The organism is Streptomyces sp. NPDC006923, from assembly GCF_040635655.1.
Lineage (GTDB): Bacteria > Actinomycetota > Actinomycetes > Streptomycetales > Streptomycetaceae > Streptomyces.
In genome coordinates this window covers 179,658-193,492 of record NZ_JBEYIF010000002.1, presented here as the reverse complement: position 1 = coordinate 193,492, position 13,835 = coordinate 179,658, and the positions used below count along the sequence as shown (strand labels likewise).

7 protein-coding genes are annotated in these 13,835 nt (G+C 72.1%); all 7 read left to right on the top strand.

Annotated features, from left to right (window positions below; genetic code table 11):
- The first annotated feature begins 9 nt into the window (after positions 1–9).
- The 7 genes from ABZ707_RS04210 to ABZ707_RS04180 all read left to right on the top strand — a co-directional run bounded on the left by ABZ707_RS04210 (position 10) and on the right by ABZ707_RS04180 (position 13,829).
- On the top strand, positions 10–1,248 hold the full coding sequence (locus tag ABZ707_RS04210) for a cytochrome P450 (RefSeq protein WP_360167438.1): 1,239 nt from the start codon (positions 10–12) through the stop codon (positions 1,246–1,248).
- A complete protein-coding gene (locus ABZ707_RS04205) occupies positions 1,241–2,458 on the top strand; it encodes a cytochrome P450 (protein WP_360167435.1) in 1,218 nt (405 codons plus the stop codon). Before ABZ707_RS04210 ends, ABZ707_RS04205 begins: the two co-directional genes overlap by 8 nt.
- 15 nt (positions 2,459–2,473) lie before the next feature.
- Complete coding sequence (locus tag ABZ707_RS04200; protein WP_360167432.1) at positions 2,474–3,061, top strand: FcoT family thioesterase; 588 nt, start codon at positions 2,474–2,476, stop codon at positions 3,059–3,061.
- Positions 3,051–3,461 (top strand): acyl carrier protein, encoded by a 411-nt coding sequence (locus ABZ707_RS04195; protein ID WP_360167429.1) that lies wholly within the window; start codon positions 3,051–3,053, stop codon positions 3,459–3,461. Before ABZ707_RS04200 ends, ABZ707_RS04195 begins: the two co-directional genes overlap by 11 nt.
- A 159-nt stretch (positions 3,462–3,620) precedes the next feature.
- On the top strand, positions 3,621–10,091 hold the full coding sequence (locus ABZ707_RS04190) for an SDR family NAD(P)-dependent oxidoreductase (RefSeq protein ID WP_360167426.1): 6,471 nt from the start codon (positions 3,621–3,623) through the stop codon (positions 10,089–10,091).
- 16 nt (positions 10,092–10,107) lie between these two features.
- Entirely contained in the window at positions 10,108–12,246 is a 2,139-nt protein-coding gene (locus tag ABZ707_RS04185; RefSeq protein ID WP_360167423.1) for a beta-ketoacyl synthase N-terminal-like domain-containing protein, read from the top strand.
- Between the two features lie 23 nt (positions 12,247–12,269).
- Complete coding sequence (locus ABZ707_RS04180; protein ID WP_360167420.1) at positions 12,270–13,829, top strand: long-chain-fatty-acid--CoA ligase; 1,560 nt, start codon at positions 12,270–12,272, stop codon at positions 13,827–13,829.
- Positions 13,830–13,835 lie beyond the last annotated feature (6 nt).

Genomic DNA, 13,835 nt, shown 5'->3' with positions numbered 1-13,835 from the left:
CGAGTCGACATGACAAGTGAACGCACGGCGGGCGAGCGGATATTCGACGAGGACTTCTTCGCCGACCCGTACAAGCAGTACGCAAAAATCCACGCGGAGGGTTGTCCCGTTCGGCGGGTGGAGACTCCGGAAGGTGTTCCCGCCTGGTTCGTCACCGAGCACGAGGCTGTGCGTTCCGGCTTGAAGGACCAGCGGCTCTCACGTCGTCTCGCCCATGCCGGTCCCGAATACCGCAGGGCGCCCTATCCCGTGGAATTCCTCGCGAATTCCGTGGTGACCGAGGACCCGCCGGAGCACACCCGGCTGCGGCGCATGCTGAATCAGGCCTTCTCGCCGCGCTCGATCCGCACGCTCCGGCCGCGGATCGAGAAGCTCGCCGAGGAATTGGTCGACCGGATTTCCGAAAACATCGAGCGGGACGGCTCGGCCGACCTCGTCGCCGACCTGGCCGTCCCGCTGCCCATCACGGTCATCGCCGAACTCCTCGGCGTGCCGCTGGACCGCCGGGCCGAGTTCCGCCGCTGGGGCGACGGCATGCTCAGCCTGGTCCCCGAGGAGCAGGCGGAGTCCGGGGCGGCGATGCTGGCCTTCCTGACCGAGCTGATCCGGGCCAAGGCCGCCGAGCCCGGCGACGACATGCTGTCGTACTGGATCTCCACGCGGGACGAGGACGGCGGACTGCTGGAGCCGAAGGAGGTCATCGGCCTGGCCATGGTGATGCTCGTCGGCGGCTACGACACCTCCGTGGGCATGATCGCCGCGACCCTGCTGGGGCTCCTCGCGGACCAGGAGAAGTTCGCCGAGCTCATGGACGACCCGTCGCTCCTGCCGGACGTGGTCGAGGAGTTCCTGCGGCTCTACGGAACGGTCCACACCGGGGTGCGGCGGTTCGCCACGGAACCGATCACCCTGGCCGGCCAGGAGATCGCCCAGGGCGACACGGTTCTGCTGTCGATCGCCGCGGCCGACCGCGATCCGGAGCGCTACCCCGCCCCCGACGCCGTCGACTTCGGCCGGCCCTCCAACCGCGCCCACCTCGCCTTCGGCATGGGACCCCATGTGTGCCCCGGCAACGAACTGGCGCGGATGGAGATCTCGATCGCCGTCGAGACCCTGCTGCGCCGTATGAAGGGCCTTCGGCTCACCGTCGAGCCGGACGAGATCCCCTGGCGCCGCGCCTACTTCATCCGTATCCCGTTGCGACTGCCCGTCACGCTGACCACCCACGAGGGGGGCGAGGATGACTGAGACGGCACAGGCACCGGCCGGCCGGTGCCCGGTGGCGCACCAGCCCACCGAGCAGCTCTTCGACGAGGGCTACTTCGCGAATCCGTACCCCCTCTACGACCGGCTGCGCGAGGAGGGCCCCGCGCACAAGGTGACCGCTCCCGACGGCTCCACCGTCTGGCTCGTCACCCGCTACGCCGACGTACGCCAGGGCCTGGCCGACCAGCGGCTCGCCCGGCACCCCAAGTACAACCGGGACGGCTACACGGGGATCCCGCTGCCCGACGACCTCCGGGTGATGCTGGCGACCACCGACCCGCCGCACCACACCAGGCTCCGGTCCCTGATCAACGCGGCCTTCACCCGCCGCCGCATCGAGTCGCTGCGGTCCCGGGTGAACGAGGTCGTCGACGGGCTGCTGGACGACATGGCCGCCGGTGACGGCCGTGCCGACCTGGTCACCGCGCTGGCCGCGCCCTTGCCCATCACCATCATCTGCGACCTGCTGGGGATCCCCGAGACGGAGCGCGGCACCTTCCGCAGCTACACGGACGCCATTGTCGGTACGGACGCCGAGCGCTCCGCGCAGGGCTGCCGCGACATGGTCGCCTTCCTCAAGCGGATGATCGCCCTCAAGCGCACGGAGCCGGACGACGCGCTCATCACCGGCCTGATCGAAGCCCGCGACCAGGACGACCGGCTGACCGAGAGTGAAATGGTCGGCATGGGGTTCATGATCCTGATCGGCGGCTACGACACCACGCTGAGCATGATCAGCTCCGGTGCGCTGGCCCTCCTGCGCGACCCCGACCGGATGGCGGAGCTGCGCTCCCACCCGGAGCGGATGACGGCCGCCGTCGAGGAACTGCTGCGCTTCGAGGCCCCCGTGCAGAACGCCATCCGCCGGTTCGCGACCGAGGACCTGGTCATCGGGGGAGTGGACATCCCGGCGGGCAGCGCGGTCGTGCTGTCGATCGGCTCCGCGGGCCGTGACCCCCGGCAGTACGAGTGCCCGGCCCAGCTTGACTTCGAGCGGCAGGAGACCACGCACGTCAGCTTCGGCTTCGGGCCGCACTTCTGCCCCGGGGCACAGCTCGGCCGCATGGAGGTGGCGGTCTCCCTGCAGAAGCTCATCGCCCGGTTCCCGGAGCTGGCGCCGGCCGACGACTCCCTGCGCTACCGGCCGGGCTTCACCTTCCGTGAACTCTCCACGCTCCCCGTCACGTTCTAGAAAGGAGAGAGACCGATGACCACCGCACCTCTCCTTCCGTCCGGGACGGCACCGGCCGGGTTCCCCACCGACGACGAGCTGCTCGCCCGGGTGCTGCGGGTGTACCGGCCAAGCTGCCAGTACCTGAAGACGGCCACCGTCGACGTGACCGACGACGGGCTGACCCGCGCCCGCTGTACCTTCGCGATCCCGGCGCCGTTCTACATCGACGACACCGGTCACTTCAACGCCGTGGAATTCAACCTCTGCTACAACCAGATGATGTATTACGCGGTGGCGAAGAGCGTGAAGGAAGGTCTTATGCCGCCCTTCGCCGACTGGAGCATGGAGGAGTACTGGCAACGCCAGTTGCCGGACTTCCTCATCGTCGACTTCCACAGCTCGTTCGCCAAGGGGATGAAGGCGCACCATTTCCACGGTGAGATCACCTTCACCCGGGCGCGGCGCTACAGCGGCGGCCGGCCCCGGCAGCCGGTGATCGTCGCCAACACCTCGTGCCGCTACTGGGACGACGACGGCGGCCACTGCGAGGGAGAGGTACGCCTGGTGATCACCAACCCGCCGCAGCGGCGGCCCGGCGGAGGTGCCGGCGATGTCGCCTGAACCCACCGCCTGGACAAGCCGGCTGGCCGCGACGCCACTCTCCGAACGGGGGACCCTCCTGGAGGAGCTGGTCGTCACCGAGTTCCGTACCGCCCTGCTCATGGGGGACGACGACGAACTCCCGCGTGACGAGAGCTACTTCGCGCACGGGCTCACCTCGCTCGGCGCCACCGAGATCGAGCAGCGGCTGGAGGCGGTCCTGGGGCGTCCCATCGACGCGGCCAGCCTGCTGAACAACCCCACGATCGACCACCTGCTCACCCACCTGCGGACCGATGTGCTCGCTGACCACTTCCCGGTGGCCGGGCGGGAGCCGCAGGGGCCCGCCGAGCCCTCCGGCCCGCAGGCGACGACCCGGGCGCTGGTGGACGACATGATGAAGTCCCTCTACGCCTCCTGAGAGCGGTGTTCCGCCGCCCCGCGGGGTGGCGGAACACCGGTTCCCTCCCCTGCCCAGGCCGCCCCCGACCCTTCGGCGTACATCCGTCCGGGCCGCTTCGCCATGCCCCGGCTCGACAGCTGATCCCTATCCACGCGCAGTACCAGCGGGAGAGACGCAATGACAGACTCGGTTCCGGCCTCGGACAAGGACCAGCTCCTGCGGCAGTTGCTGCTGGAGAAGTACGAACCCATCGCCGTGGTGGGAGTCGGGCTGAAGCTGCCCGGTGACAACACGACTCCGGACGGGTTCGCGGAGTTCCTTGCGGAGGGGCGGGACGCGATCGGGCCCGTGCCCCCGGACCGCTGGGACACCGGCGCGCTGCACGCCGAGGAGCGCGGCACCAGGGGAAAGATCGCCACGGCCGGCGGCGGGTTCGTCTCGGGGATCGACCAGTTCGACCCGCAGTTCTTCAATATCGCGCCGAAGGAAGCCGCCTACATCGATCCCCAGCAGCGCCTGGTGCTGGAGGCGTCCTGGCACGCGCTGGAGTCGGCGAACATCGACCCGGGCGCCCTGCGCGGCGGCAACGGCGCCGTGTACATGGGCGTCAGCTCGGTCGACTACACCATCGAGATCGACGCGCTGGCGGCCGAGGAGCTGGAGGCCCCCATCGGCACCGGCACCGCGCACAGCGCCGTGTCCGGTCGGCTCTCCTACTTCCTGGGCTGGCGCGGCCCGTGCATGAGCATCGACACCGCCTGCTCGTCCTCGCTCGTCGCCCTGCACCTCGCGGCCAAGGGCCTGCGCCAGGGGGAGTGCGACATCGCGCTGGCCGGCGGTGTCAACGCGATCCACCACCCGCGCAACCACATCGTCTTCTCGCAGGCGAACATGCTCGCCCCCGACGGCCGGTGCAAGACCTTCGACGAGAGCGCCGACGGGTACAGCCGCAGCGAGGGCGTGGGCGTGATGGTCCTCAAGAGGCTGTCGGACGCCAAGCGCGACGGCGACCGGATCCTCGCGCTGCTGCGCGGTTCCGCGGTCCGCCAGGACGGTGAGAGCGGCGGCCTGACCGTGCCCAACGGCATCGCGCAGGCGGCCGTCATCCGCGCCGCGCTCACCGACGCGATGCTCGAACCCAAGGACATCGGCTACATCGAGGCACACGGCACCGGCACCTCTCTCGGCGACCCGATCGAGATGGGGGCCATCGAGTCCGTCTTCGGCGACTCACGGGCGGCGGGCGACCCGCTGGTGGTCGGTTCGGTGAAGACCAACATCGGCCACATGGAGGCCGCGGCCGGCGCCGGCGGTGTGATCAAGGCGATCCTCCAGCTCCGGGACGCGACCATCTACCCGCACCTGAACGTCACCGTCCCCAACAAGCACATCCCCTGGGACGACTACCACGTCACCGTGCCCGGTGAGCGCGCCCCCTGGCGCGACGCCCCGCGCCGTGCCGTCGTGAACTCCTTCGGCTTCGCGGGCACCATCGCCTCCATCGTTCTGGAGCAGCCGCCGGCCACCACCGCCCCGGCCGCCGGGGTCGGCACCGCCCCGGCCACCGGGACCACCACCCCGGCCGGGCCGCTCCTCACCCTCTCGGCCAAGAGCCCCTCCGCCCTCCGTCTCCAGGCCGGGGCCTGGCGCACGGCGCTGGACACGCTTGCCGAGCAGGACCTCGCGGACTTCTGCCGCACGTCCAACCTCGGCCGCACCCACTTCCCCGTACGCGTCGCGGCGCCCGTCGCCGGGCTGGACGAGGCCCGTGCCCTCCTGGACAAGGTGCTGGACGCCCCCGAGGACCGGGCGGCGCGCACCAGGGACGCGGACATGCGCGGCGCCTCGGTCGCCTTCCTCTTCACCGGCCAGGGCGCGCAGTACACGGGCATGGGCAGGCAGCTCTACGACCGGTACCCCTTCTTCCGCGAGCAGATCGACCACCTCGACGCACTCTTCGCCCCTCACCTCGGCCGGTCCGTCAGGGAGCTGATGTTCGGTGAGGCGGAGCACGCCGAACAGGACATCCACCAGACCAGGTACACGCAGTGCGCCCTGTTCACCCTGGAGTACGCCCTGGCCCGGCTGTGGATGGACTGGGGCGTGCGCCCCGGCGTCCTGCTCGGGCACAGCATCGGTGAGATCGTCGCCGCCACGGTCGCCGGCCTGTTCACCCTGGAGGACGCGGTGAAGCTGGTCGCCGCGCGCTCGCGGCTGATGCAGTCGGTGACGGCACCCGGCCGGATGGTGGCCGTGCGCGCGGCGGCCGCACAGGTCGAACCCTTCCTGGCGGACTACGACGACGTCAGCTTCGCGGCGGTCAACGCGCCCGAGCAGTGTGTCGTCTCAGGCGGCCGGCAGTCCCTCGACGCGCTCGAAGACCTGCTGCGGGAGCGCGGCTTCGGCGTCAAGGGACTGCCGGTGTCCCACGCCTTCCACTCACCCCTGATGACGGAGGTGTTCGAGGCGTTCCGCGAGGAGATCAGGGACATCACCTTCCGCGAGCCCACCATCAGCTTTGTCTCCAACCTCACCGGCGAGATCGCGGACTTCGCCGACGTCGCCACCCCCGACTACTGGGTGCGCCACATCGGTGAGCCGGTCGCCTTCGCCGCAGGAGTGCGGTGCGTCCAGGCACGCGGGCGGCACGTCTTCGTCGAGGTCGGCCCGTCCGGCGCGCTCACCGGCATGGGCAGGCAGAGCGCCGACGCCGCCGCCCACCTCTGGCTGCCCAGCCTGCTGCCCGCCGACACCGACGACTCGACCCTCCGCTCGGCGCTGGCCCGCTGCTACGGCGCCGGGCTCCCCGTCGACTGGGCCGGCCACCACCGGGGCCGCCCCGGACGCCTGCTGGACCTGCCGGCATACGTCTTCGACACCAAGCGGTACTGGCTGCCCGGCACCGGCCGCCGCCGGCTCGGCGCCCCCGCCGCGCCGGAGAGCACCGTGACCCTGCTGGGCACCGAGTGCACCACGGACGAGCAGCGTGCCGAGGCCGTCCAGGAGTTTCGCAGCCTGCTCGGTCCGGAGAACCCCGCCTACCTGGCGGACCACGTCGTCATGGGTCAGGTCGTCTTCCCCGGCGCCGGCTACGCCGCGATGCTCTTCGAACTGCAGGACGCCGTGTTCGGCGAGACCCTGCTGCCCGTGCGCGACCTGCGCATCCACGAGCCGCTGTTCCTGCCCGAGGGAACCGCCACCGAGGTGCGCACCCGGCTGACCCCCGGCCCGGACAGCGAGGCCGCGGTGGAGATCCTCAGCGTCGTCCCCGGCGTCGACGGGTCCATCGAACGCCTGCACGCCACCGCTGTTTTCGTCGCGGCGCCACTGGACGACCGGAGCCGCGCCGAGACGGCCGGGGAGGCACTGGCGCTCCTCGCGGAGGCCGGCGACCACCTCGCCGACCACCCGTCGGACGACCTGTACGCGGACTTCGCCGAGGTCGGCCTCGCCTACGGAGCCGAGTTCCGGCGGATCCAGCGCGCCCGGTCCCACTCCGGCGCCGTCGCGACCGCCGATCTGCGAGGCCCGGACACGGGCGACGCCGGCCAACTGCACCCGGCGGTCCTGGACTGCGCCATGCAGACCCTCGCGGTGGTCGCCCCGTCGGGACAGACCTTCCTGCCGGTCGGATTCGACCGCGTCGCCCTGTACAAGAAGCCCCGCGGCACCCTGCGTACCGTGCTCCGGCTCCTGCCGCGGGACGGTGACGGCGAACTGGCCGCCGACATCTTCGCCCTGGAGGGGGAGCGGCTTGTCTTCGAGGCCCGCGGGCTGCGGCTGAAGCGGGTGGCCAACACCGCCGTGGAGCGGCAGTTGGTGCACGAACCGCGCTGGACCAGGAAGTCGCTGCCCGCGGCGCGCCCCGCGCAGGACCGGGAGATCCTCGTGGTCGCCCCGGACCTGCCGGAGCTGTCCGCCGGGCCGGACGGCCCCCGGATCAGCCTGGCCGCCGGCACGGCCCAGGCGGTCTCCCTCCTGGCGGAGCGGCCCGGCATCACCGACGTCTGCTGGTTCTGGACCCCCGAGCCCACCGGCCCCGGCGGTGACGGGGACCCGGCCGCCGAGGCCGCCCTGCTGCGCGAGGAGAGCCGCCGCAACTACACCGAGCTGCTCGCCCTTGTCACGGCACTCCAGGACCGCGCCCCGCGCCTTCTGCTGGTCACGCGCGGTGCGCAGCGGCTGCCGAGGGACCCGGCCGGCGACACCGTCCGCCCGGACGGCCTGGCCGCGGCCTCGCTCTGGGGCTTTGGGCCGGTGCTGCACAACGAGTACCCGGCGCTCAAGGTGAGCCTCGTCGACCTGCCGGCCGACGCCGGTGAGGCCGATCTGACCGCGCTGCTGGACGAGTGCGCGGCCGGCGACACCGGGGACCACCGGATCGCGCTGCGCGCCGGCGCCCGCCATGTACAGCGGCTGCACCCGGCCGGAGGCAGCGGCGCCGGGGCCGGTGACGGCACCGGGAACGTCGAGCTGTCGGTCGTCGAGTACGGCCAGTTCTCGAACATCAAGCCGGTACCGGTCGCCGACCGGTCTCCCGAGGGCGACGAGATCGAGGTGCGCGTCCACGCGGCCGGTCTCAACTTCAAGGACGTTCTCAATGCGCTCGGCATGCTCCGGCAGCACGCCCTGGACACCGGCACGGAGTACGTCCCGCTGCCGCTCGGCTTCGAGGCGGCCGGCACGGTCCTCACGGCCGGTCCCGACGCGGAGTTCGCACCGGGCGACGAGGTCCTGCTCAGCCACCTCGGGTGCATGCGGACCCGGGTCACCGTCTCCTCGGCCGTCGCCGTCCGCAAGCCCTCGTCCGTCGGCTTCACCGAGGCCGCCGCCCTCCCCACGGCCTATGTCACCGCCTACTACGCCCTGCACGACCTGGCCGGGATCAAGGCCGGTGACAAGGTCCTCATCCACGCGGCGGCGGGCGGTGTCGGACAGGCCGCCGTCCAGCTCGCCCGGCTCGCGGGCGCCGAGGTGTACGCCACCGCCAGCCCGCGCAAGTGGCCGCTACTGCGGGAGCAGGGCGTGCGGCACGTGATGAACTCCCGCACTCTCGCCTTCTCCGACGAGATCCTGGAGGCGACCGGGGGACAGGGCGTCGACATCGTCCTCAACAGTCTCAACAAGGACCACATCCCGGCGAGCGTCGGATGCCTGGCCCGCGACGGCCGGTTCGTGGAACTCGGCAAGATCGGCATCTGGTCGGCCGAGCGCATGGGCGAGGAGCGCCCCGACGTCGATTACCACAACTTCGACCTCAGCGAGCTTCCCGAACAGCGGCTCAACCAGCTCAACAAGTCGATCCTGGAGACCGTCGTCGGCCTGATCGAGAGCGGCGACCTGGGCCCTCTGCCCACGGCCGGCTACACGCTGGACGAGACGGAGGAGGCATTCGCGGTCCTCAGCCGGGGCGCCAACATCGGCAAGCTGGTCCTGGAGTTCCCGGTCCCGGCCGAAGCGCCCGAGCCGGTGCGGCTCTCGCCCGGGGAGACGTACCTGATCACGGGCGGACTCGGCGCCCTCGGCCTGGTCGCCGCCCGCAGGCTCGTCCGGGACGGCGCGCGGCATCTCGCGCTGGTCAGCCGGCGGAGCGTCGCCGAGGACGAGATCCGCGCGATCGCGGAGGGACTGGGACCCGACGTCCGGCTCAGGGTCCTCACCGGGGACGTGGCCGAACCCGCCGACGTGACGCGGATCGTGGCGGAGCTGAACAGCTCCGGAGCGCCGCTCGGCGGTGTGCTGCACGCGGCCGGCGTCCTGGCAGACGCCCCGGTCGCCAAGCAGACCTGGGAGAGCATCGACACCGTCCTGCGGCCCAAGATGTACGGCGGTTGGCTGCTGCACCGGGCCACCGCGGGCCTCCCGGGACTGCGGTTCTTCGTCGCCTACTCGTCGGTGGCCTCCGTGATCGGGTCCATGGGCCAGAGCAACTACGCCGCTGGCAACGCCTTCCTCGACGCCCTCATGCACGAGCGCTCCGCGCGGACACTGCCCGGTCTGAGCGTCAACTGGGGTCCGTGGGCCGAGGTCGGGATGGCCGCCGACCTGACCGCGCAGCAGATCCGGGCCATCGAGGGCCGCGGTATCAAGTTCCTCGACCCGGCCGACGGCATGCGGCAGCTCACGCGGGCCTGGAGCCGGCCGCAGGCCCAGGCCGTGATCGGGGAGTTCGACTTCGAGCGGCTCCTGACGGGACCGGCCGGCGCGGACGCCTTCTTCACCGCCGTCCGGCCGCGCGCCGCGGCGGAGGAGGCCGCGTTCGACCTCGACGAGCTGGTGGCCCGCCCGGCCGCCGAACGCACGGTGGCGGTCGAGGACGTCCTGCGCGCCAAGGTGGCCACCGTCCTGCACTTCGAGTCCCCGGACGACATCGACTCCGGAGCGAAGTTCCTCGAACTGGGCCTGGACTCACTGGCCGCTGTCGAGCTGAAGAACGCCCTGGAGGCGGCCTTCCGCACGGCCCTGCCGACATCGGCGCTCTTCGACCACCCGACGGTCGGCGACCTGGCGGCCCACCTCGCCGAGCGGCTGGCGCCCGCGGACGCCCCGACGGAGGGAACGGACGGGGCCGGCCCCGCGGAGCCGAGCGGGCTGAGCGACGAGGAAGCGGACGCGGAGCTCGCCGAACTGCGCGAGTACACGTTCTGACCGGGGGAGGGACACGGTGACCGACTACACCGACTACATCGACCAGCTCAGCGAGTTGTCCAGGAAGCAGCTCATGGTGATGCTGGCCCGCCAGCACCAGGAGCGGACCCAGCCGATCGCGGTCAGCGGGATGGGGTGCCGATTCCCCGGCGGCATCGACACACCCGACGCCCTGTGGGCCGCCCTGCGCGGCGGGCGCGTCGTACCCGGCGCGTCACCGCTCCCTCCCACCGACAGCCTGGGCCGGCCGCGCTGGGACACCACCGCGGCCGACCTGGCTCCGCTGGCCGCCACGCTGGAGGCCGGCGCCTACCTCGACGACGTCGACCTGTTCGACGCCGGCTACTTCGGGCTCACCCCCGAGGAGGCGGTCCATCTCGACCCCCAGCAGCGGCTGCTGCTGGATGTCACGGTCCAGGCGGTGGCCGACGCCAACCTCGGCCTGGAGGCACTGCGCCGCCGCCGGGTCGGCGTCTACGTCGGGCTCAGCACGGCGGAGTACAACTTCGCCGGACTGCGCAACGGCCTGGGCAAGGACGACCTGTCCCCGTACATGGGCACCGGTACGGCGCTGAGCGCCGCCTCCGGGCGGATCGCGCTGGCCCTCGGGGTGCAGGGGCCCGTCCTCACCCTGGACACCGCGTGCTCCTCGGCCCTCACCGCGGTGCACCTCGCCGCCACCGCGCTGCGCGGCGGCGAGTGCGACGTGGCCCTGGTCGGGGTCAGTCATCTGCTGCTGTCGCCGTTCACCAGCGAGGTGTTCGCCAAGGCGGGCATGGTCTCGCCGACCGGGCGGTGCCGGCCCTTCACGGCGGACGCCGACGGGTACGTACGGGCGGAGGGCTGCGGAGTCCTCGTCCTGGAGCGGTACCGCGACGCCGCCAAGGAGGGCCGCCGTCCCTACGCGGTCGTCCGGGGCAGCGCGGTGCACCAGAACGGCGACCGGGGCGGCCTGGCCGCCTTCTCCGCGGACGGCCAGCGCACCGTCGTCGGTCTCGCGCTCGAACGCTCCGGCGCGGACGCGCACGACGTACGGTACGTCGAGGCCCAGGCCAACGGCTCCCGGGTGGGCGGGATCGTCGAGGCCGAGACCCTGGCGGAGGCGTACCGGCGCCAGACGCCGGACACCCCCGGCCTCTATCTGGGGTCGTCCAAGGCCAATCTCGGCTACATGGAGACCGCCTCGGGTGCCGCGAGCCTGATGAAGACCGCGCTGGCCCTGGCGCACGGCGAGATCCCGCCGCAGCCCGGGGCCGAAGACCCCGACCCGGGCATCGGCTGGGACCGTACCGGGCTGCGGATGGCCACCGCCCCCGAGCCGTGGCCGCCCGGACCGCGCAGGCTGGCCGCGGTGAGCGCGACCGGCTTCACCGGAACCGCCGCGCACCTGGTGATGGAGGCCGTGCCGGAACAGGCCGCGCCACCCGCGGGCGGGCCCGCGGGACCGGCCGTGCTGCTGCTGTCAGGACACACTCCCGAGGCGCTGGTGGCCACGGCACGCCGGCTGCGCGCGCACCTGGCGGAGCGCACGGACTGGTCGTACGCCTCCGTGTGCCGCACGCTCGCGGAGTGCCGCGACCATCTGACGCACCGTCATGGCGCCGTGGTGCGGTCGGACGCGGAACTCCTGGCCGAGCTGGACCGGGTCACCGGCGGCGCGGACGCCCCCGAGGAGCGGCCGGGGATCCTCCTGGACCTCAGGGACCTCGGCCACCGGCGCCCGCCCGCCTTCGCCGCGCCGGAAGGGACCCCGGGGGACGGCACGAGCGGATCCTGGGCGCCCGACTGGCTCGGGCGCCTGCGCGCGGCAGGTGTCCCGCTCGCCGGGGTGGTGTGCGACCCCCAGGACGCCGGGCCGCTGATCCCCGCGCTCACCGGCGCCGCGGACGGGACCGCCCTGCCGCGCGGCTGGGAGCGGCACGACTCCCGGGGAGCCGTGGTGCTGCGGCGGGCCGGCGCCGGCCACCTCCCCCCGACCGACCCCGCCGCACTCGACGAGGCCGGCTGGTACGGCCTGCTCGCCTCGGCCTACCGGGCGGGAGAGCGGCCGGGCACCGGCACCCTCGCACCCGGCGCCCGGCCACCCCTGAGCCGCCTGCCGGGACCGGCGCTGCTGGGCAGCCGCTACTGGACCGACATCAACATCTGGCGCTGAACGCAACCGGACAGGACACCCCGATGTATTTCGCCGAGCTGCAGACCGTCACGGACACCGTGGCCTTCCACGCCCAGCGGACCCCCGACGCCACAGCCGTGGAGTGCGAGGGCCGCACCGTCAGCTACCGACTGCTCGACCAGGAGAGCAGCCGGGCCGCCCACGCCCTGCTCGCCGCGGGCCTGGGCACCGGCTCCCGGGTGGGCTACCTGGGCAAGGAGTCCGAGCTCTACTACGAGATCCTCTTCGCCTGCGCGAAGAGCGGGACCGTTCTCGTCCCCATCAACTGGCGGCTGACCGGGACCGAGGTCGACCACATCCTGCGTGACTCGCGGACCGAGATCCTCTTCGTGGAACCCGAGTTCCTCGCCGCCGTCGCCGACCGCACCGCCCTGCGCGCCGTGGTGGAGACCGAGGCCCAGGGCCCGCAGGACACCGGATACCGGGCCTGGAAGGCCGGCCACCCCGAGAGCTCTCCCGTACCCGGCACCGGCCCCGACAGCCCCATCGCGCAGCTCTACACCAGCGGGACGACCGGACTCCCCAAGGGCGTCGTCCTCGCCCACCGCAGCTTCTTCCGCATCCGTGACGCCCTTGCCTCGCGGGGCCTGGACTGGATCGACTGGCAGCCGGGCGACCGCAGCCTCATCGGCATCCCCGGCTTCCACGTGGGCGGCCTGTGGTGGGCGATGCAGGGCTTCAACGCCGGAGTCACCAATGTGGCGATGCGCATGTTCACCAGCCACGACGCCGTACACCTCATCCGCCGGGGCGGCGTCACCACCGCCTGCGTGGTCCCCGCGATGCTCCAGATGGTGCTGGCCGAACCCGGCATCGGCCCCGACGACTTCCGCACGCTGCGCAAGACCGTCTACGGGGGCTCCCCGATCTCCGAGAGCCTGCTCACCCGGGGGATCGAGATGCTCGGCTGCGACTTCGCCCAGATCTACGGCCTCACCGAGACCGGCAACACCGCCGTGTGCCTGCCCCCGGAGGACCATGTCGTCGGCAGCCCCCGGCTGAAGGCCGCGGGCCGCCCGTACCCCGGTGTCGAGGCCAAGGTCGTCGACGACGACGGGACGGCCCTGCCCCCGGGCGAGATCGGGGAGGTCCTGCTTCGAACTCCGGCGGCCATGCTGGAGTACTGGGAGCTGAAGGAGGCCACCGACCGCACCCTGGTGGACGGCTGGATCCACACGGGAGACGCCGGATACCTCGACCCGGACGGCTATGTCTTCATCTGTGACCGCATCAAGGACACCGTCATCGTGGCCGGGGAGAACGTCTACCCGGCCGAGGTCGAGAACGCCCTGTGCAAGCACCCGGCCGTCGCGGAGGCCGCCGTCATCGGCGTGCCGCACGAGCGCTGGGGCGAGTCCGTGCACGCCTTTGTGGTCCTGCGCCCCGGACAGAAGGCGACGGCACGGGAGCTGATGCTCTCCCTCAAGAGCCGTATCGCCGACTTCAAGATCCCCACCGCCTACGAGTTCATCGACCGGGTGCCCCGCAACCCGAGCGGCAAGACCCTGCGCCGCACCCTGCGCGAAACGTACTGGGCCGGCCGCGAACGGCAGGTCAACTGACGTCCG

Bases quoted from the DNA above. Each gene is read 5' to 3' on its own strand.
- ABZ707_RS04210 (WP_360167438.1), top strand. From the start codon at position 10: ATGACAAGTGAACGCACGGCGGGCGAGCGGATATTCGACGAGGACTTC.
- ABZ707_RS04205 (WP_360167435.1), top strand. From the start codon at position 1,241: ATGACTGAGACGGCACAGGCACCGGCCGGCCGGTGCCCGGTGGCGCAC.
- ABZ707_RS04195 (WP_360167429.1), top strand. From the start codon at position 3,051: ATGTCGCCTGAACCCACCGCCTGGACAAGCCGGCTGGCCGCGACGCCA.
- ABZ707_RS04200 (WP_360167432.1), top strand. From the start codon at position 2,474: ATGACCACCGCACCTCTCCTTCCGTCCGGGACGGCACCGGCCGGGTTC.
- ABZ707_RS04180 (WP_360167420.1), top strand. From the start codon at position 12,270: ATGTATTTCGCCGAGCTGCAGACCGTCACGGACACCGTGGCCTTCCAC.
- ABZ707_RS04190 (WP_360167426.1), top strand. From the start codon at position 3,621: ATGACAGACTCGGTTCCGGCCTCGGACAAGGACCAGCTCCTGCGGCAG.